Below are 20,778 nucleotides of genomic sequence, written 5' to 3' on the forward strand. Positions count from 1 at the left end.
TCCTATTCTCTCTTCTCATGTTTCCCTTGAACTGGTTTTGACTAAATTCTTCCTTATAAGAATAGATGGCCGCCATCAAATCCCTTATGGGAAAATTCTAAAGTTTCCATATCTTTTCTAGCCAATTCTTAGAATGCTTCTATTTTTGTAATGACTTGAGCAAATTCTGCCCGGGTAAAGGTCTTGTTTGGTGCAAAGTTCCCCTTGTCTTGTCCCTTAAAGATGCCGGCTTCTGTCATTTTTCTTACGGCTTCTTTGGCCCATGGGCTTATTTGTTCTTGGTCTTTATAGGTTTGTCCTGGTTGCTTGCTTTTTAGTTTTCCTTGTTTTTCCAGGTATCTGGCAAGGATAGTAGCTACTTCTTCTCGTGTGATTTTTTGGTCTGGACTAAAGTGGTTTGCATCCGTGCCTTTTACAATGCCTTCTGCAATGGCCCAGTTGACATAGGCTTGGTAGTAGGATCCTTCTTGAATATCTACTTGTTTTGCCTTGGGGTACTGGCTTGGGTTGATCTTTGCCAGTCTTCCTAGGACGGTCACAAATTCTGCTCTTGTTGTGGTTTTATTGGGAGAGAAGGTTGTAGCGCTTGTCCCTTTAAAGTAGCCTTTGTTTGCAACTTCTTGGATGACTTTTTCTGCCCAGTGGCCTTGGATGTCTAGGAAGTGGTTTTGTGGTTGGGCTTGGACTTGTGGTTCTTTGTTTTCTTCTTTTACTTGGATTTTTTCTGGGGTTTTTTCAGGTTGACTTGTCCAAGCGAAGAAACCTGGGAAGCTAAGTCTTGGGCTTGGACTGGGGCTTGGCTTTTCTTTTTCTTCGTGGGGTGGATTGGGTCTGCCTGGTTCTACTGGTTTGCCTGGTTCTGCAGGTTGGCTTGCTTCTTTTGTTCCATTTTGTAGTTTGTAGTTTGCCATGGCTTCTTTTAAGTCTTGGATAGCTTGTTTGACTTCTTCTTGGTCTGCTCCTGGTTTTTGGTCTACTGTCTTTGCTTTTTCCAAGGCTTGGTCGAAAGCAGCTTTCACTTCTGGTGTGACCCAGGTCTTATCTTTGTCTACATTTTTCCCATCCGGGCTTGTTGTGTCTGCCTTCTTCATTGCTTCCGCTTGACTTAAGGCTTCTTTTAGCGGGCTCTTGTCTTCTGGAAGTTTTGCATCTCCTACAATAATCGTAAATTCTAGAGCTTGAGCTCCTCCTGTTTGGTCATAGGGGATTCCCTTTACTTTGACAATCCCATCTTTATAGGCTGTTACCCCATGACTCGTTTTTTTAGGAATATTGATATTTGTCGGATCATTAGTTACGCTATCCTTTATTTTTACGATTCCATCTTGATCAAAAGACCAGTAGAATCTTTTTTCAGATGCTTCTTGAGGGAGGGTTTCAATCTCAAGACTTAAATTATCTCCCTTCTTCATCCGAATAACATCTTCTTTAATACTTGCCTTCTTTAAGGGCTCTTTATAGGCAAATTCTATTTCAACAATTTTTGAAATTTGGGGGTTGTCTTCACTGGTTACCTTAAATTTGGCTAGACCTGCTTTTTTCGGGACAATTCCATTTTTGTGAACTTCCATAAATTCGGCAATGTCTGGTGTTAAGGCTTCCCAAGTTAGCCCTCTATTTGTAGCATTACTTGGCGTAAAAGTTTCCATATATTCATTTGCTGCAGGCCCTCTTTGGATGCCAACAAAATAATCTCCAAAAATTCCATTCCAAGCATGGATATAGGCTTTTTTCGGCACCCTGATATTAAAATCTTGAACTGCAACATGGGATGGTACTGCCGTGAAAGAAGCCTTGACCTTTTCATCTTCCTTTAAATAAATTTCATAGGTAATTGGCTCAGATGATATTTGGAAATCCCAATTTGGGGTAATTCTCTTTCCAAATTGTCCTCCTGTATTTCCTCCTTGTCCTGTTGCATCGTGGCTTAGGGCTTGATATGGGATGCTTTGGAAGTTTTGACTGCCCTTTCTTCGTCCTTGAACGACAATATGCTTGGGTGCACTTCCTTGCATTTGTATTGGATTCGTGGTAGAAACTTCCCTTCCATCTACCAATATTTTTAGTTCTTCAATATTTGAAGGTACTTGTTGGATTTTAAAGGTATAAGCTTTTCCATCTGCCATATTGATAACTTTTGCATCCATGGTTTTTGCCACTCTTGGATTAAAGCGACCATCTGTGCTAATCCAGTAGTGGGTCTTGCGAGCATATTCATCAAGTTTCATTTGCTCATTAGCTTGCCAGTCTGGATTGGAATTTTTCGCCTTTAATATGAATCGACCTTGGTCCAAGGCACTCAGTTGGAAGGTCTTATTGTCATCCATTAAGATTATTTCGCCTGAGTCTTTTTGGAAATAAACGCCATCTTTTAGCTGTTTTCCCTCTTTAAGCCCATCTGTAAACTTCTTTATACCTGTCTCTAGTTCCTGGATCATTGCATCTCCATCTGCCTTGCTAGCATCAGAATTTTCTAATAATTTTTGGGCTTTTGTAAGAAGTTTATCCAGGGCTTCTTTATTGGCAGCAGTCGTAAATAATTGGTTGACAGGAACTTCTTGTGGGTCTTCCGCTACTTGGTAGGCTTGACTTTCCCTTTTCCCTTTTTCTAAGATGGCTTTTAATTTTGCTTGATCTACAGCATCTTTTGTTCCTGTTTGCATTGCCAACTTAAAGCTTTCTATGGCTTTCTTTAAGGTCTCAACCATTTGGTTGACTTCTTCTTGCTTGGCATCTTCCCTTTTTTCAAGGGCTTCCCCTTGGGCAAGGACTTGATTAAAGGCATCTAAAGTAGTTTGAGAAACAAATTTTACACCCTTTAAAAATTTAGCCGGGTCCTCGCCCACAGGTATGTTTTTCTTTGCTTCTTTAGCTTCTTGGATTGCCTCTTGCAGTTTGGCCTTATTTACAGGTACCTTTAAACCAGGTTTTTTCTGTCCTTTTAAGGTTTGAATTGCTTGGTCTAATTTTTCTATTTGCCGCTGAACATCTTCTTTGGTTGCTTGATTCTTCTCTACAAGAGCTTCTGCTTCTTTAATGGCACCTTTAAAGGCCTTACTTTCTTCTGGTGTAATATAGAAGTCTTTGGTCAAGACATCTTTTCCGTCTTGAGAAACGGAAAGTCTTGCCTCTTCTTTGAGCCCTTCTTTAATTTTTTCAATCAAAGGAGTCTTATCTACACTTTCTCCCCCTTCTTTAGGAATAGACCGAAAATCATAGATGAATTCCTTGTGGTCCATGCTCCAAAGAATAATTGACAGAGCTTGTTCTACTCCCTTAAGGTCAAATCCTGTCTCGTTTTCATTTCTAGCTTCTGAAAACAACCCTCCAGGCACATCATAAGCCTTTAAAACATCCAGGAGGTTGTCTCCGGATTTTTGAAATTGTTCATCCATTAAAAGCTTAGGGTCCTTTTGGGCTAGACCCTTTAAAATGGCTCCTAGGTTCCCAATGCTCCCATCGGCCCAGTCATTTTTAGTAAAGTCTCCATTGGCCAGTTGTTTGCCTGCTACTAATTTTATGGTTTCCTCTAGGGCCTTCTTTGCATTTTCAGCCAGTTCGCCATTTGGATTTGTACGAACGATAGCTGCTAGGGCTCCCAGGGCATTGCCTGTATCCTCCTGCCAGTCTCCATAACTTTCCCAGAGCTTACTGGATCCATTTCTCTTGTTTAAAAGAGCTTCTATCAGTTCCTTGAGTCGTTCATCTTTCTTCGGTGTCTTGTAGTCGTCTGATGTCAGGGCATAGATGGCCGCTTCTATCTCATCAACCCGTCGAAATTTATCCATTCGAAGACCCACGAGTTGGGCAACAAAATTTGTTTCCTTATAATTTTCTGGATCCTTTCCAAGGACCCGTAAGTTTAAAATGACTTGGGCCAGGTCTTTTGCATCTCTGCGATTTTCATCCTGTCCTTTTTGTTGGTCTGCCAGTTGAAGAATTTTTTGCTCTGGAACTTGAATCTTATTTCGAACCATACCCGGATAGAGCATGGGAGATTGATCATCTGGTCTTTTCTTGGTCTTATCGCTACATTCTTTATACTTTCTTGCAAGCCAATCCTTGTAGGCCTCAACCCGGTTGTCCTTATCCTTGGCTTCTTGCTTATCAACTCCGCGAAAATCAAAGACTCCGCCCTTGCCTTTTACCATGCCTATATAGGAAAGCAGGGCTCGAAAACCTTGCTCTGTCGCCATCTCCTTGCCACCATCTTGTCCGATAATCCATGCAAAGCCATCCTTTATCGCATAGGCCTTTAAGCCATCAACTAAGGTCTTATTGTTTCTTACCATGTAGTCTTTGGTTAAAAGCCCTGGATCACAGGCAGCAACCCCGCCTAAAACCATTTCTAATGAGTTTGCATTTCCCGGACTTTGTGTTAGATCTCCATTGGATAACATTTTGTTTCCTATGGCTTTGAAGGCCCTGTCCAGGCTCGTCTTAACCTCTGCTTCCCCATAATAAGGAGCCAAGGCATAAAGGGCAAAACCAGTAATGTCCCATGGAAGACTGTAGCCTTGCCATAAACCATCACTGCCTTGTGCTTGTAAAATTTTTTGCTTTAATTGTTCTGTTGCCGTGTTAAGGCTCGGTGAATTTGTATAATTATCTGATATTAAGGCATTTAAGGCAGGCCCCAGAGCATTGACATCCTTTCCAAAATCTGCACGATTTGCCAAAAGTTCTACCAAGTTGACGCCGTAGTAGTTTTCTGGGTCATATCCCATACTCCGAATAGCTAAAATATTTTTGGTCAGGCTATTCACATCACTGTTGGGCTTTTGTGTGTCCTCATCAAAAGCCTGTTTTTTAACCCATTGCTTTGTTCCTTCTGTGAAGGTGTTGGGCCCAAAGGTTCCCTTGATTTGTTCATATTTGGCCAGTTCTATAATGGCCCACCAGTCCTTGAGCTTGCCTTCCTTTTTTTGCTGGTCTTGGTAGATTTTAGCAATCTCATCTATCTTTGCATTAACCCATTGCTCATCGATAGATACAGTACTTTCTTTCAAGCTTTCTGTTCTTTCAGCTTCACTCTTGGCAAAGCTTGGAAAAGGCATACTGGTAGCCAGCATGCAAATGACTAAAATCCGAACTAACCACTTCTTAAATTTCATCTGTGCCTCCTAGTAATTGATTTTAAAATGCAAACATCTTCCTTACATATCCACCCTGCTGATCTTCTTTTGAAGGCAATAAAAAAGACATCAGCTTTCGCTAATGCCCGAATTTGCACTATTTTCCTATCACCTTTCTCTCTTGGTACCTCGCCATAAAGAAGCTCCTATGCGCATGTCTTCTGACTCATGAATCTTCATCTATCCTGTCTTCCCATGAACTTTCACAGTGACTTCTTAGGATAAACTCATCATTTACAGCGGCGGGTCCGTCTTGGATTTTCACCAAGTTCCATCTTAGCTTACAATTTGTAAGAACACAATAGGGTTAAATATTTAGTTTATATAACTTTATTATATCTTCAATTTTTTTAAATTGCAAATACTTTCTGTTGCCTGTTCCTTCTAAGGTTTTCCAAACTTATTTTAATTTTTTAGACAGTGTTAGTTCCCCGAATTTTTCATAGCTTATTTATAAGAGGTAAAGTTTAAATCTTTTCATTCTGACATATTAAATTTAATTCTTTCTTAGTATCATCAGTTGTTAAGTTTACTCTCTAGTAATTTATGCTTGCTGAATTTATCAAAACCAAGACTACTATAAAATCACTATTCATTGCCCCGATAAAAATGTAATATCCAGTTTGCTCCATTTTTTTGCACTAAAATAGTGTTGGCATTTTATCGCCAACACTATTAAATCCCTATTCCTAGGAAACCTTCTTTTAAATTTACTTATTATCCAAGTTATATAAAACTTGAGCCGCTTCTCCTCTAGTAAAGTTTTCTTTAGGAGCAAAATAATGGTTGTCTCGTCCGGATAATAAGCCTTCTTGACCCAGTTTATTTACAGCTTCTACTGCCCAAGAGGATATTTTCTTGTGATCTACATAAATAGTGAATTTTTGTCTTGTATAGGTTTTATTTTGTTTTTCCAGGTATCGATTGAGTATTGTGGCCATTTCTTCTCTTGTAATCCTTCGATTCGGTTCTACCTTTTGTCCTCCTACTCCTTGAAGGATACCTTCCGATAGGGCCCAGTTAATATAGGGCTCATAATAGGCTCCTGGTTCCATATCAAGCATTCCACTCTTTGGATATTTGTTTGCATCAATTTTTGCCCTACGACCTAAAACGGTAACAAATTCTCCACGAGTGATGGGCCGATCTGGAGAAAAAGTTGTTTCACTTGTTCCAGTAAAGTAGCCTTGATCCATGACATACTTAATGACGTTTTTTGCCCAATGGTTTACAAGGTCTGTCATCTTATCAAAAGGACTTCCTGCTTTTACAGTGATATCGTCCTCTTTCTTTCCTTCTGTCCTTATATCTTGAATGGGTTGAATTATTGTTGGTTTTTGGGATGGCCTTGGCTTGCGGGGCCTAGTCGACGGACTTGGTTCTGTTGCCCTCTTTGTTCCCACACGAACAATTTCATCTACCGGCTTTATTGTTACTTCACTAGAAAGTTCCTTTCTTGCCGTTTCTTTTCCATTTACATAGGTGACTTCTTCAGTAATTTTTCTTTCCCCGTTTTTCCCTTTTTGTACCAGTTGCTTGTAATCTTCATATTGGGAAGAATCTTTCACTACTTTCTTTTCAAAGGGTATAACCTCTGTTTTTACTTCTGTTCTTTTCTCAATTGTTTGGCGACCATTTGTAGGTTGGTAGTCCTTGATAGCTTTCTCTAGGACCGTTGCAGCTTGGTTGACGTCGTCTTGGCTTGCATCAGTTTTTTCGTTAACTGCTTTTGCCTTCTTCAAGGCTTGATCGAAGGCGGTTTGGACTGCTGGGGTTACCCAGGTCTTGCCTGTGTCCACGTCTTTTCCATCTGCACTTGTTGTGTCTGCCTTCTTCATTGCTTCCGCTTGATCTAAGATTTCTTTTAGCTTCGCTTTATCTACAGGAAGGACAGCTTCTTTTTTCCCTTCTTGTGGTTTGTAAACTTTTATGGCATCTTCGAGTGCTTTTGCTGCTTGGTTGACTTCGTCTTGGTTTGCATCAGTTCTTTCGTTAACTTCTTTTGCTTTTTCCAAGGCTTGGTCGAAGGTAGCTTTCACTTCTGGAGTAACCCAGGTCTTGCCTGTGTCCACGTCTTTTCCATCTGCACTTGTTGCATCTGCCTTCTTCATTGCTTCCGCCTGACTTAAGGCTTCTTTTAACTTCGCTTTATCTACAGGAAGGACAGCTTCTTTTTTCCCTTCTTGTGGTTTGTAAACTTTTATGGCATCTTCGAGTGCTTTTGCTGCTTGGTTGACTTCGTCTTGGTTTGCATCAGTTCTTTCGTTAACTTCTTTTGCTTTTTCCAAGGCTTGGTCGAAGGTAGCTTTCACTTCTGGAGTAACCCAAGTCTTGCCTGTGTCCACGTCTTTTCCATCTTCACTCGTTGCATCTGCCTTCTTCATTGCTTCCGCTTGACTTAAGGCTTCTTTTAACTTCGCTTTATCTACAGGAAGGACAGCTTCTTTTTTCCCTTCTTGTGGTTTGTAAACTTTTATGGCATCTTCGAGTGCTTTTGCTGCTTGGTTGACTTCGTCTTGGTTTGCATCAGTTCTTTCGTTAACTTCTTTTGCTTTTTCCAAGGCTTGGTTGAAGGCTTCTTGAATTTCGGAGGTTACCCAAGTCTTATCCTTGTCGATATCTTTTCCGTCTGCACTTGTTTCGTCTGCTTGTTTAACTTTTTCAGCCTTTTTAATTATTTCTTGTAAATCTTTTTTGTCTATTGGTTTCTTTAAATCTCCCTTAACCACGGTATAGATACCATCTTTGTCATAGTTAAAATACAGGGTCATTCGTTCTGCGTCTAAGGTAGATTCTACTTCTTCCCAGGTTCCTGTATCCTTATTATAATGCCCTACCTTATATTGGTCTGCATCCTCTGCTTTAAATTGTCCTTGAACAAGTTTTAATCCCATTTTAATCGGACCAGACCCAATATTTGCTGTAAAGTCATACAAGGGCATTTCTGGTTTTGCTGTTCCTAAAGCTTGACTTAGACTTTCATCACCAGTGACTTCATCTGCCTTAAAACTAATTTCCTTTAAGTCAGGTGCCTTTAAACCTGCATTTCCTTCTTGAACTTCAAAGAACTTGCCTTGAATAATCAGGTTTTTATTACTTTGAGCCAATTTTTGACTGGCTGCTTGGTCTAATTTAACAAACTCATCATAGGGTTTTTCTTTTGTCGTTCCTGAGGATAGGACTACCGAGTCATAGCTTAAGCTTAATGCCTTATCTAAATCATTGATTCTAGGAGTCTTTCCATAAACATTATCTACTACAGAATCTTCAGGATAAACCAGCAGGGGAACTTCTACAGACTTGTTATGGTAGCTGTATTTTAAGCGACCTACCCCTGTCCCTTTACCACTAGCGTCGACATAACCCTTCTCACTAAATCCAGGCTTCATGATAAGCTTATCTGGTGTTAAGCTTTCCCATTGAATGTCTTCCTTGCCTACCTCTATTTTTTCACCAAATTGATTTTGTACCAAGGGCTCCATAAAGACTATCCCTTGAGCTGTTATATTCTTTTTATCTCCTGGGTATTGGAAGCCAAGAATTTCTTGAATCTCAATAGGTTGTCCCACTGTAAAATGGTATTTGGCCTGAATACTTGGGTTTGCTTTACTACTTACAATAGCATCTACCTCTCCAGGAGCAAGCCCTTCAACAAGACCTGTTACAGGGTTGATTTTAGCACGGCTTGGATCTGAAGTCGTCCATACTAAATCTCCATGAGGAGCCTCTTTTCCATCCTTATAAGCTTGGGCGATGAGATACTCACTAGACCCTATTTCTAAATAATCCCGTTTAATCTCTGAAGAAATCTTTAATGCATCAATATCTTCTGCAATGGCTTTTGTCCGTGTTACACCTGTTATTTCAGGAGAAATTTCCCCTGTTCCCCCCTCTTGGTTGGCATTGGTAGCGGATACAATTTTGATAAAACGAATTTCGTCTAATTGGACTGGATTTCCCGCCTTATCAATAGCCCAGGAAATATCAAAAGCATCTCCACCACTTCCTTCTAAGGCATCTGGTGTATAGGGATTATCTGGACTTGTTAAATCTCCCTTAAGCTGAGTTTTCCTTGATTCCGCATACCCAAAACGCAGTTGATGTTTTCCATTCACAGTAATATCACTTGGATCCATGCCTTTTAAGATTAGGGTTCCTCGGTAGCTTTCTTGGTCTGGATTGATATTGGAGAAATTTGCATGAAGAGGGTAATACTCTTGCTTGTGATAATTATTGGCATAGACAAAACCACTGTCTCCAAGAGAATCTTTCCAAGGAATATTTTTTCCAGCTCCTTTGGGGTTGGTATAAGTGACCTTATAGTCCCGAATAGTGGTTTCTTTTCCATGTTCAGATCCAGCCAGTTCATACCAGGTGTCATCAGGCAGGCCGTTCCCATTTTCATCCTTCATAACATAGACAGCGGCCGGTTCTTGATTGTATTTATTTCGCTTTCCATTGATTTCAAAGGCATTTCCAAAGACTGTAAAATCCACTCCATAGGGGTTCTTGGGATCATTCTTAACTGGTTGAAGCATGTCCACAATAAGGTGACCGCCAAAAGATCCCAGGGTTAATCCTGAACCTACGCTATTTTCCTTTATCTTATTGGGGTCTTTGTAGTCTGTCCAGCTTGTATTGACAAATTGTCCTGGTGCTGGTTTGAAGTCAATGACCTTAATGGTGTGCAGATTAATGACAAAGCGTTCTTTTACTTCATTTCCATCCGCCTTTTTTACTGTCTTTCCATTTTCATCAACTACACGGATGTCAATGATATTCATCTGCTTACTCTTAATTTTGACTTTATAGACTCCGTCTTTCCCTTCAACTTCATCTCCTCCACAAGTGACTTGGATTTTCATTCCTTCTGGAATTTGTTTTGTGGTAGAAACCTTAAAGGAGACTTCTTTTTCTTCCTCTCCATTTTCGGCATAGTAGGCATTTTCTAAACCTTCTATTACTAGATTAAAGTCTGCATCCAAAGCCTGCTTTTTGCCAGGCATAGGATTATAGTCATCTAGTGCCTTTTGCAATTTTTTGATGGCTGCTTCTAATTTAGCCTGATCCTGACTGTCTTCAGAAATAAGCGTATCTGCCTCTTCTTTTGCTTCATCTAGAGCATCTTGTACTTCTTTTGTCACCCAAGTTTGACTTGGGTCTACATCTTTTCCATCTGGACTGATTACATCTGCTTCCTCTATCCCCCATGTTGCTTCCATATATAAGCCGTTCAAGATGTCTAACTTGCTCTCGTTGGCAGTCGGGTCATCTCCGCTCCTTGCTGTAGACTGAGTTGAAGTGCTTTGAGATGGTCCCTCAGCCCATAGATTACATGGCAACATGGTAAATAACATCAATACAGCTAGAACTAAACTGAGGATTCTCTTTTTCATAACCTTTCCTTTCGTATTTTTCCATGTAGAGAGCTTTCCTAGGAAAACTCCCTACATGGATAGGATTAGTCTACAATTTTATAAATCACTTGAGCAAATTCTGCCCGTGTTAAGGACTTCTTCGGTGCAAATTTTCCCTTGTCTTGTCCTTTAAAGATGCCGGCTTCTGTCATTTTTCTTACGGCTTCTTTGGCCCATGGGCTAATTTGTTCTTGGTCTTTATAGGTTTGTGCCTGGTTTTTATCTTCCAGTTTTCCTTGTTTTTCCAGGNTCCCCTTGTCTTGTCCTTTAAAGATGCCGGCTTCTGTCATTTTTCTTACGGCTTCTTTGGCCCATGGGCTAATTTGTTCTTGGTCTTTATAGGTTTGTGCCTGGTTTTTATCTTCCAGTTTTCCTTGTTTTTCCAGGTATCTGGCAAGGATAGTGGCGACTTCTTCTCTTGTGATTTTTTGGTCTGGACTAAAGTGGTTTGCATCCGTGCCTTTTACAATGCCTTCTGCAATGGCCCAGTTGACATAGGCTTGATAATAGGATCCTTCTTGGATGTCTACTTGTTGGGCCTTGGGATACTGGCTTGGGTTGATATTTGCCAGTCTTCCCAGGACGGTCACAAATTCTGCTCTTGTTGTGGTTTTATTGGGAGAGAAGGTTGTGGCGCTTGTACCTTTAAAGTAGCCTTTCTTTGCAACTTCTTGGATGACTTTTTCTGCCCAATGGCCTTGAATGTCTAGGAAGTGACTTCTTGCTGGCCTTTCTTTGGCCGCTTCTTCTTTGACTTGAGTTTCTTCCGGGGTTTTTTCTACTTGACTTGTCCAATAATTGGGGGTGCTTGGGAAGATTGTCCATGGGCTTGGTTTGTCTTTTCTCCTGTGGGATGGGTTTGTTTTGCCCGGTTCCACTGGTTTGTCTGGTTCCACTGGTTTATCTTTTTCTTTGCTTCCTTCTTGTGGTTTGTAGGCCTTGATGGCTTTTTCTAGATCTTTTGTGGCTTGGTTGACGTCGTCTTTTGTAGCTTCTGCCTCTTCTAAAAGTGCTTGGGCCTTTGCTTTTGCTTGGTCTAAAGCCCTTTGAACTTCTGGAGTAACCCAGGTCTTGTCTTTAGCTACATCTTTTCCGTCTGAACTGGTTGTATCTGCTTGTTTTACTGCTTTGGCTTCTTCTAAAGCGGTCTTTAAGGCTTTTTTATCCACTGGTTTTTGGATATCTTTTGTCCCATTTTCTGGAGTGTAGTTGTCCATAGCATCTTCGAGTGCTTTTGCTGCTTGGTTGACTTCGTCTTGATTTGCATCAGCTTTTGCGTCAACTGCTTTTGCTTTTTCCAAGGCTTGGTCGAAGGTAGCTTTCACTTCTGGAGTAACCCAAGTCTTGCCTGTGTCCACATCTTTTCCATCTTCACTCGTTGCATCTGCCTTCTTCATTGCTTCCGCTTGACTTAAGGCTTCTTTTAACTTCGCTTTATCTACAGGAAGGACAGCTTCTTTTTTCCCTTCTTGTGGTTTGTAAACTTTTATGGCATCTTCGAGTGCTTTTGCTGCTTGGTTGACTTCGTCTTGGTTTGCATCAGTTCTTTCGTTAACTTCTTTTGCTTTTTCCAAGGCTTGGTTGAAGGCTTCTTGAATTTCGGAGGTTACCCAAGTCTTATCCTTGTCGATATCTTTTCCGTCTGCACTTGTTTCGTCTGCTTGTTTAACTTTTTCAGCCTTTTTAATTATTTCTTGTAAATCTTTTTTGTCTATTGGTTTCTTTAAATCTCCCTTAACCACGGTATAGATACCATCTTTGTCATAGTTAAAATACAGGGTCATTCGTTCTGCGTCTAAGGTAGATTCTACTTCTTCCCAGGTTCCTGTATCCTTATTATAATGCCCTACCTTATATTGGTCTGCATCCTCTGCTTTAAATTGTCCTTGAACAAGTTTTAATCCCATTTTAATCGGACCAGACCCAATATTTGCTGTAAAGTCATACAAGGGCATTTCTGGTTTTGCTGTTCCTAAAGCTTGACTTAGACTTTCATCACCAGTGACTTCATCTGCCTTAAAACTAATTTCCTTTAAGTCAGGTGCCTTTAAACCTGCATTTCCTTCTTGAACTTCAAAGAACTTGCCTTGAATAATCAGGTTTTTATTACTTTGAGCCAATTTTTGACTGGCTGCTTGGTCTAATTTAACAAACTCATCATAGGGTTTTTCTTTTGTCGTTCCTGAGGATAGGACTACCGAGTCATAGCTTAAGCTTAATGCCTTATCTAAATCATTGATTCTAGGAGTCTTTCCATAAACATTATCTACTACAGAATCTTCAGGATAAACCAGCAGGGGAACTTCTACAGACTTGTTATGGTAGCTGTATTTTAAGCGACCTACCCCTGTCCCTTTACCACTAGCGTCGACATAACCCTTCTCACTAAATCCAGGCTTCATGATAAGCTTATCTGGTGTTAAGCTTTCCCATTGAATGTCTTCCTTGCCTACCTCTATTTTTTCACCAAATTGATTTTGTACCAAGGGCTCCATAAAGACTATCCCTTGAGCTGTTATATTCTTTTTATCTCCTGGGTATTGGAAGCCAAGAATTTCTTGAATCTCAATAGGTTGTCCCACTGTAAAATGGTATTTGGCCTGAATACTTGGGTTTGCTTTACTACTTACAATAGCATCTACCTCTCCAGGAGCAAGCCCTTCAACAAGACCTGTTACAGGGTTGATTTTAGCACGGCTTGGATCTGAAGTCGTCCATACTAAATCTCCATGAGGAGCCTCTTTTCCATCCTTATAAGCTTGGGCGATGAGATACTCACTAGACCCTATTTCTAAATAATCCCGTTTAATCTCTGAAGAAATCTTTAATGCATCAATATCTTCTGCAATGGCTTTTGTCCGTGTTACACCTGTTATTTCAGGAGAAATTTCCCCTGTTCCCCCCTCTTGGTTGGCATTGGTAGCGGATACAATTTTGATAAAACGAATTTCGTCTAATTGGACTGGATTTCCCGCCTTATCAATAGCCCAGGAAATATCAAAAGCATCTCCACCACTTCCTTCTAAGGCATCTGGTGTATAGGGATTATCTGGACTTGTTAAATCTCCCTTAAGCTGAGTTTTCCTTGATTCCGCATACCCAAAACGCAGTTGATGTTTTCCATTCACAGTAATATCACTTGGATCCATGCCTTTTAAGATTAGGGTTCCTCGGTAGCTTTCTTGGTCTGGATTGATATTGGAGAAATTTGCATGAAGAGGGTAATACTCTTGCTTGTGATAATTATTGGCATAGACAAAACCACTGTCTCCAAGAGAATCTTTCCAAGGAATATTTTTTCCAGCTCCTTTGGGGTTGGTATAAGTGACCTTATAGTCCCGAATAGTGGTTTCTTTTCCATGTTCAGATCCAGCCAGTTCATACCAGGTGTCATCAGGCAGGCCGTTCCCATTTTCATCCTTCATAACATAGACAGCGGCCGGTTCTTGATTGTATTTATTTCGCTTTCCATTGATTTCAAAGGCATTTCCAAAGACTGTAAAATCCACTCCATAGGGGTTCTTGGGATCATTCTTAACTGGTTGAAGCATGTCCACAATAAGGTGACCGCCAAAAGATCCCAGGGTTAATCCTGAACCTACGCTATTTTCCTTTATCTTATTGGGGTCTTTGTAGTCTGTCCAGCTTGTATTGACAAATTGTCCTGGTGCTGGTTTGAAGTCAATGACCTTAATGGTGTGCAGATTAATGACAAAGCGTTCTTTTACTTCATTTCCATCCGCCTTTTTTACTGTCTTTCCATTTTCATCAACTACACGGATGTCAATGATATTCATCTGCTTACTCTTAATTTTGACTTTATAGACTCCGTCTTTCCCTTCAACTTCATCTCCTCCACAAGTGACTTGGATTTTCATTCCTTCTGGAATTTGTTTTGTGGTAGAAACCTTAAAGGAGACTTCTTTTTCTTCCTCTCCATTTTCGGCATAGTAGGCATTTTCTAAACCTTCTATTACTAGATTAAAGTCTGCATCCAAAGCCTGCTTTTTGCCAGGCATAGGATTATAGTCATCTAGTGCCTTTTGCAATTTTTTGATGGCTGCTTCTAATTTAGCCTGATCCTGACTGTCTTCAGAAATAAGCGTATCTGCCTCTTCTTTTGCTTCATCTAGAGCATCTTGTACTTCTTTTGTCACCCAAGTTTGACTTGGGTCTACATCTTTTCCATCTGGACTGATTACATCTGCTTCCTCTATCCCCCATGTTGCTTCCATATATAAGCCGTTCAAGATGTCTAACTTGCTCTCGTTGGCAGTCGGGTCATCTCCGCTCCTTGCTGTAGACTGAGTTGAAGTGCTTTGAGATGGTCCCTCAGCCCATAGATTACATGGCAACATGGTAAATAACATCAATACAGCTAGAACTAAACTGAGGATTCTCTTTTTCATAACCTTTCCTTTCGTATTTTTCCATGTAGAGAGCTTTCCTAGGAAAACTCCCTACATGGATAGGATTAGTCTACAATTTTATAAATCACTTGAGCAAATTCTGCCCGTGTTAAGGACTTCTTCGGTGCAAATTTTCCCTTGTCTTGTCCTTTAAAGATGCCGGCTTCTGTCATTTTTCTTACGGCTTCTTTGGCCCATGGGCTAATTTGTTCTTGGTCTTTATAGGTTTGTGCCTGGTTTTTATCTTCCAGTTTTCCTTGTTTTTCCAGGNTATCGTCTTTAGACTGACTCCGGATTCTTCACTGAAGTTCCGCTTTTTGCTTTTGCTTGTGTGTTCATTCTCTTACACTGTTTAGTTTTTTTGGTTCTGTTTAAACTAATCTCTTTACGAGATAGCTTAATTATTTTACCACCGGTAAAAGGTCTTTGTCAAGAACTTTTTTACAATTTCTTAAAAAGCTTTTTACTTGTGGAAAACAACATGTATTAGTTTACCAAGTCTCCCTGTCTTTGTCAAGGGGATTTTTGGTTTTTCTTTTGCTGCTTTTTCAAAGGACCTTAGCCTTGTTTTTAGCAGCTTTTATAGTTTACTTAAATTCATCTTCCCTGTCAAGGTCTTTTTCATCTTTTTCTAAAGTTTTTATTAAATCCTCGAGTTCTTGGCTGTTGTTGAGGTTATAGGCTGCCTTGGCATGGTAGAGGGCCTCTTCAGGCTTTCTCTCCAGGTAGAGGTAGGCCAAGTTATGGTGGATGGTATAGGGATCACTTCCCTTTTCCAAGGCCTTTTCATAGTGGTCAATGGCTTCTTGAATCAAACCCAGTTGACTGTTTACAAAGGCTAGGCGTTCATGGTAGAGGCCTTGGTCTGCCAGTTTCAAGGCTTCTTGATAGTGGCTCTTGCTGGCTTCCAAGTCATTTTCTGCCAGGGCTATGCTGGCCAGAAAGTAATGAACATGATCTGGATTGGGGTATTGCTGGGATACTTTATTTAAATGTTTTTTTGCCTTTTCCAGGTCTTGAAGGTTTAAGTAGGATTCCACAGCTTCCATGTTGGCATAGTCTTCTAATTCTTCAATGGCCAGTCGAGCTTGGTTTTTCACTTCTTCTGGCATATCTTTTAAAAGGGCCTCCCGAGCATAGTGCCTTGCCTTGATATAGTGACCCAGACCGGCATAGATTCCACTTAGGCGCAAAAGAGCCTGGCCAAAGAAGGGGGATTCTTCTGAAATTTTCCCATAGCTTTTGATGATGGGAATCAAGCTTCGCTCCAGGTCCTGGCCTTCTTCCTTGCCTTGGCGGATTTCTTCTTCTTTTAAGGTGGTTTTGAGATAAGTGATATCTTCTTCCTTAATATGAAGTTTTTCCAGGCTGGTTAAAAAATCCATCTTGGCCTGACGGTCAAAGTCTCCTGTCATAATCCGGCTAATGACTTGTCCCTGGTAGGGGCTTTTTTGTAAAATCTTGTCATAGCCCTGACTTTGAGCTAGAGCAGGGTCCACTGTTTGGCAAAGGACCATTCCCAAAAGAAAGTCTATAAAGGGAATGCTTTCTTGCCAGTTTTTATCTTTTAAGTTCTGAACCATGGAGCTTTTTATTAAAGGGAGGTCTTGGCCTTCTTTTATTTCCACTCCCGCCAGGTCCAATTTACGATTTATGGTTAAAAATACAAGTTCATCTTGATAATCCATCATTATACTCCCTCATATAGGCCCGCTTCCTGGGATTGGAATGGGCAATAATTTTATAGACCTGTCCCCGATAAAGGAGGTAAAAATAGTGGAAGGCCTGGCTCAAAAGGAGGACCAGGGGTTCTTCCAGGATAAATTGACTAAAGAGCCGAGCCGGACCAAAGGCAAAGTCCATGGGATTGGCTCCTACTAAGACATAGGCCATCATGGAGCTTGGGGCCAGGGCCACCAAAATCAAAAGATAAATCAAAAGAGGCAAGAGCCAATGGAGGATGTTGGTCTTGTAAAAGCTTGCCAGGTCTCCCAAGAGATGGCCCGCCGGTTTTTTATCCACATAGATCATTTCAATAAATGGATTAAAGGCAAGAAAGAGACCAATGGTTAAAAACCCTCCAGAAAGGAGGTTGCCGGCAAAGAGGTCAAATAGGGAAAAGACAAAGTAAATTGTCCAAACATCGTTGAGAATTCTAAGTCCACTGGACTTAAAACTTGTCATAGTGATGGAGTTTCCTTCTAATATAAGGGATAGAACTCCCAGGTAAAAAGATAAAAGAACCACATAGACTATAAAGCGGGCGACCCCCACCACGATATTGTCATTGGCCATATAGTTTAAAGAAAAAATATAATTAACGATAAAAAAAGTTACCAGGGGAAAGAGAAATCCCACTAGGTGGTCCAGGGGTCTCTTTTTAATATTTCCCACTAGGCCTAGCAGGGCCTCTTGGTAAACTTGGATTAGGTCAGTCATCAATTTCCTCCATTTCATATATTTTAACAGGATTGTCCCGTCGGTCTACTAAGATTATTTTTCCATCCAACTGATAGGGGTGGACTTTTTTCATCAGGTCTTTAATATGGGGGTCTTGAACTCCCAAAAGGTCTTGGACCCGACTTTGCCGGAAGAGGTCATGGATTTTACTTTTTTCCATATAGGCCTTCTGTCTTTGGGGAAAATAGTCTGGCAGGGGTCCCTGGTTGTTTTGGACATAGTCCAAGAAGAGGGCCCGGTAAAAATCGGAATCTCCTTGGCCCAAGAACTGGGCATAGGAGGTCAATATTTGATAGAGTTTCTTTCTTTGGTGTTGGTCCAGGTGGAGCCCTTCCTTCTTATAATATAAGCTGAAATTGTAAAAATAGGAAAAAGGGTCCTGGTCCAACTTTTTCATAAGATGGTTGTTGCTTCTTTCAAAGTAGCCTTCATTGTGAAACTTATCTACCAGGTCTTCAAAAACTTTTAATTGCCGAATTTCCAAGGCCGACAACCAGGGGGTTTCTAAGATTTCATAGGGAGGCCTAAGGCTATAGACCAGGCCATAGTCCTGGGCCTTGTTTTTTAAAAGAGACCCCTTGAGGACTTTTAAAAAGCCCACTTGAATTTTTTCCGCTCCCAGAGAATAGGTGTCATTAAAGCTCTTTTTAAATTGGTCCACCCCCTCATAGGGCAGGCCAATGATTAGGTCCACATGTTGGTGGGTCCGACCCTGGTTACGGATTTTTTCTACTACTTCTTTTAAACGGGGCCAATCCATGGTCCGATTTATGGCCTTAAGGGTTTTCTCATTGGTGGATTGGATGCCCAATTCCAGTTGGAAAAGTCCCCGAGGGCTTTTTGAAAAATAGTCAATCATCTTCTCGCTCATAAGGTGGGCTGTGGCTTCAAAGTGGAAGTTAAAGTCTTTTAGCTTCAAGGACTGGATAAAGTCCATCAGGGCAAAGGCTCTTTTTTCACTGGCATTAAAGGTTCGATCAATAAACTTAATTTGAACTGCTCCATAGGAAAGAAGCCTTTGAATTTGACTAAAAATCCGGTCCATATCTACAAATCGTACTGGTCCTAGAACGGAAGACAGGCAAAAGGCACAGTGAAAGGGACAGCCCCGGGAAGATTCCAGGTAGGCAATCTTATTGGTTAGGTCCTCTTTTTCCAAATAAGGATCTGGCAGGTCCTTAAGGTCCAAATAGGGAGCCAGGGGATTTTGACAAATTTGATTCCCTTGCCTGTAGACCAGGTTGGGGACATCTTTTAAGTCCCCTCCCTGGCTTATCTTCTCTTGGTAGATAGGCCAAGCCCTTTCTCCTTCTCCCCGTAAAATTTCATCTACATAGGGATGGTCTTGTAAGAAAGTTTCGGATTCATAGGAAACTTCAGGCCCCCCAAAGACAATCCGAGTCTGGGGCCGGACTGCCTTTAAGTCTCTGGCCAAGTCTAGGCATTCTTGAATATTCCAAATATAGGTGGAAAATCCATACACCTGAGCCTCCTCTTCCAACAAAGCCCCATAGATGGTATCCAGGGGCTGGTTGATGGTAAATTCTAAAAAAGAGGTCTCCTCCCTGGACACTTCTTTTAGATAGCGGATGGCCAGGTTGGTGTGGATAAACTTGGAATTAATTCCAACTAGGAGGAACCTCATTACATTTTTTCCGGTGCATGGATTCCCAAGAGGTTTAGGCCTTGGGACAAGACCACCTTGACCCCATAGGACAAGAGGAGTCTGGCTTTTTTGACCTTGTCATCTTCAATGTTGATTTGGTTGTGGGTGTAGTACTTGTTGAAGGTCTTGGCCAGGTCTGTAATGTAACGAGTAATGAAATAGGGCTCATGTTTTTCATGGGCATCAATGACAACGTCTGTGAAGCGAGACAACTTCATTAAGATTTCTTGCTCCTCTGGAAGGCTTAGGGCTTTTTCATATACAGGGTCTTGGATAGAAAATTCCCCCTTCTTTAATAGGGAGCAAATTCGAGCATGGGTGTATTGAACATAGGGCCCGGTTTCTCCCTCAAAACTCAAGGTTTGGTCCCAGTCAAAGACATAGTCCTTGATTCTTTGGTTAAAGAGTTCTTGGAACTTAACGGCTCCAATACCCACTTCCCGGGCCAATTTTTCCCGGTCTTCCATTTTTTCCCCTCGAGATTCTTCTCTTTCCTTTAAGATGTCATCCACCTTGTTGATGGCCTTGTTTAAGACATCTTCCAGGTAGACTACCTTGCCCTTACGGGTGGACATGGTTCCTTCCTTTAGAGAGACCATTCCAAAGGCCACATGGACCATGTCTTCTTCCCAATCATAGCCCATCTTCTTTAGGATGGCCTTTAATTGTTGGAAGTGGAGACTTTGTTGGCTTCCCACAACATAGATGCTCTTATAGAAGTCAAATTCCTTCTTCCGGTAGAGGGCTGTAGCCATGTCCCGGGTCAGGTAGATGGAAGAACCATCCTTTTTAATGATAATAGCCGGGGGGAGTTCGTCACCAAAGTCTACAATCCTTGCCCCTTGGGAGTCTGTTAGGACGCCCTTTTCTTCCATTAAGTCCACTGTATCCTTGAGCATGGGAGAATAGAAGGATTCTCCTGTATAGTAATCAAATTTAATGTCCAGGAGCTTATAAACCCTTTGGAATTCTTCCAGGCTGACCTTGCGGAACCACTCCCAAAGTTCTACTGCCTTGGGGTCTTGGTTTTCCAATTTGACAAACCAGTTTCTTGCATTGTCCAAGAGTTCTGGTTGGTCCTTGGCTTCTTCATTAATTCGCACATAGAGCTTGACCAATTCGGGAATGGGGTTTTTTTCAATAACATCATGGTCTCCCCATCTTAGATAGGCCTCAATCATCATGCCGAATTGGGTTCCATAGTCTCCCAGGTGGTTGACGGCTATGGTCTTAAAGCCCAGGAAGTTTGAAATTCTCTTTAGGGAATCCCCAATGACTGTGGTCCGAATGTGGCCAATGTGGAAGGGTTTTGCAATATTAGGAGAAGAGTATTCCAAGACAATAGTTCTTTGGTCCCCATAGTTGGTCTTGCCAAAGTCTTCCCTCTTCTCTTGAAGGTCTTGGAAGATATCCTTGGTAAAGGCTTCTTTATTGATAAAAAAGTTTAGGTAGGGCCCCTTGTTTTCAACCTTGTCAAAAAGAGGGTTGTCTATTTTTTCTGCCATTTCTTGGGCAATCATAGCCGGGTTTTTCCGATAGGTCTTGGCTAGGGAAAAACAAGGAAAGGCAAAGTCTCCTAGGTCTGAACTTGGTGGCAGTTCAATAAGTTGGTCTATTTGGTCCAAATCTAAGTCTGGACATTGGCCATGGATGGCTTCAATAACTTCATTACGATAATTATGCAAGGTATC

The 20,778-nt window shown here is 41.1% G+C and carries 8 protein-coding genes and 1 riboswitch; all 8 genes read right to left on the minus strand.

What is annotated here, in order from left to right; genetic code table 11:
• Positions 1-128: 128 nt before the first annotated feature.
• The 8 genes from CS898_RS03460 to argS all read right to left on the minus strand — a co-directional run bounded on the left by CS898_RS03460 (position 129) and on the right by argS (position 20,772).
• The gene (locus tag CS898_RS03460; RefSeq protein WP_099208108.1) at positions 129-5,114 is read right to left on the minus strand and encodes an S-layer homology domain-containing protein; all 4,986 of its coding nucleotides are present in this window, start codon (positions 5,112-5,114) and stop codon (positions 129-131) included.
• A 155-nt stretch (positions 5,115-5,269) separates the two neighbouring features.
• Positions 5,270-5,452: riboswitch (cobalamin riboswitch) on the minus strand.
• Positions 5,453-5,845: 393 nt separating this feature from the next.
• On the minus strand, positions 5,846-10,531 hold the full coding sequence (locus CS898_RS03465; protein WP_099208109.1) for an S-layer homology domain-containing protein: 4,686 nt from the start codon (positions 10,529-10,531) through the stop codon (positions 5,846-5,848).
• 65 nt (positions 10,532-10,596) lie between these two features.
• On the minus strand, positions 10,597-14,961 hold the full coding sequence (locus CS898_RS03470) for an S-layer homology domain-containing protein (RefSeq protein ID WP_099208110.1): 4,365 nt from the start codon (positions 14,959-14,961) through the stop codon (positions 10,597-10,599).
• A 65-nt stretch (positions 14,962-15,026) separates the two neighbouring features.
• Entirely contained in the window at positions 15,027-15,257 is a 231-nt protein-coding gene (locus CS898_RS10090; protein WP_099208111.1) for an S-layer homology domain-containing protein, read from the minus strand.
• 291 nt (positions 15,258-15,548) lie between these two features.
• Positions 15,549-16,649, minus strand: a complete 1,101-nt coding sequence (locus CS898_RS03480; protein ID WP_159459112.1) for a hypothetical protein — start codon at positions 16,647-16,649, stop codon at positions 15,549-15,551.
• Positions 16,633-17,400, minus strand: a complete 768-nt coding sequence (locus tag CS898_RS03485) for a hypothetical protein (RefSeq protein WP_009431049.1) — start codon at positions 17,398-17,400, stop codon at positions 16,633-16,635. Before CS898_RS03485 ends, CS898_RS03480 begins: the two co-directional genes overlap by 17 nt.
• Entirely contained in the window at positions 17,393-19,066 is a 1,674-nt protein-coding gene (locus tag CS898_RS03490; protein WP_099208112.1) for a B12-binding domain-containing radical SAM protein, read from the minus strand. The genes CS898_RS03485 and CS898_RS03490 overlap by 8 nt, the downstream gene beginning before the upstream one ends.
• Positions 19,066-20,772, minus strand: a complete 1,707-nt coding sequence (argS, locus tag CS898_RS03495; protein ID WP_099208113.1) for an arginine--tRNA ligase — start codon at positions 20,770-20,772, stop codon at positions 19,066-19,068. The genes CS898_RS03490 and argS overlap by 1 nt, the downstream gene beginning before the upstream one ends.
• Positions 20,773-20,778 lie beyond the last annotated feature (6 nt).

The organism is Urinicoccus timonensis, from assembly GCF_900232945.1.
Lineage (GTDB): Bacteria > Bacillota > Clostridia > Tissierellales > Peptoniphilaceae > Urinicoccus > Urinicoccus timonensis.

What these genes read in the sequence shown, in the direction of transcription:
- CS898_RS03480 (WP_159459112.1), bottom strand. Translation starts at nt 16,649, where the DNA reads ATGGATTATCAAGATGAACTTGTATTTTTAACCATAAATCGTAAATTG.
- CS898_RS03465 (WP_099208109.1), bottom strand. Translation starts at nt 10,531, where the DNA reads ATGAAAAAGAGAATCCTCAGTTTAGTTCTAGCTGTATTGATGTTATTT.
- CS898_RS03490 (WP_099208112.1), bottom strand. Translation starts at nt 19,066, where the DNA reads ATGAGGTTCCTCCTAGTTGGAATTAATTCCAAGTTTATCCACACCAAC.
- CS898_RS03460 (WP_099208108.1), bottom strand. Translation starts at nt 5,114, where the DNA reads ATGAAATTTAAGAAGTGGTTAGTTCGGATTTTAGTCATTTGCATGCTG.
- CS898_RS03485 (WP_009431049.1), bottom strand. Translation starts at nt 17,400, where the DNA reads ATGACTGACCTAATCCAAGTTTACCAAGAGGCCCTGCTAGGCCTAGTG.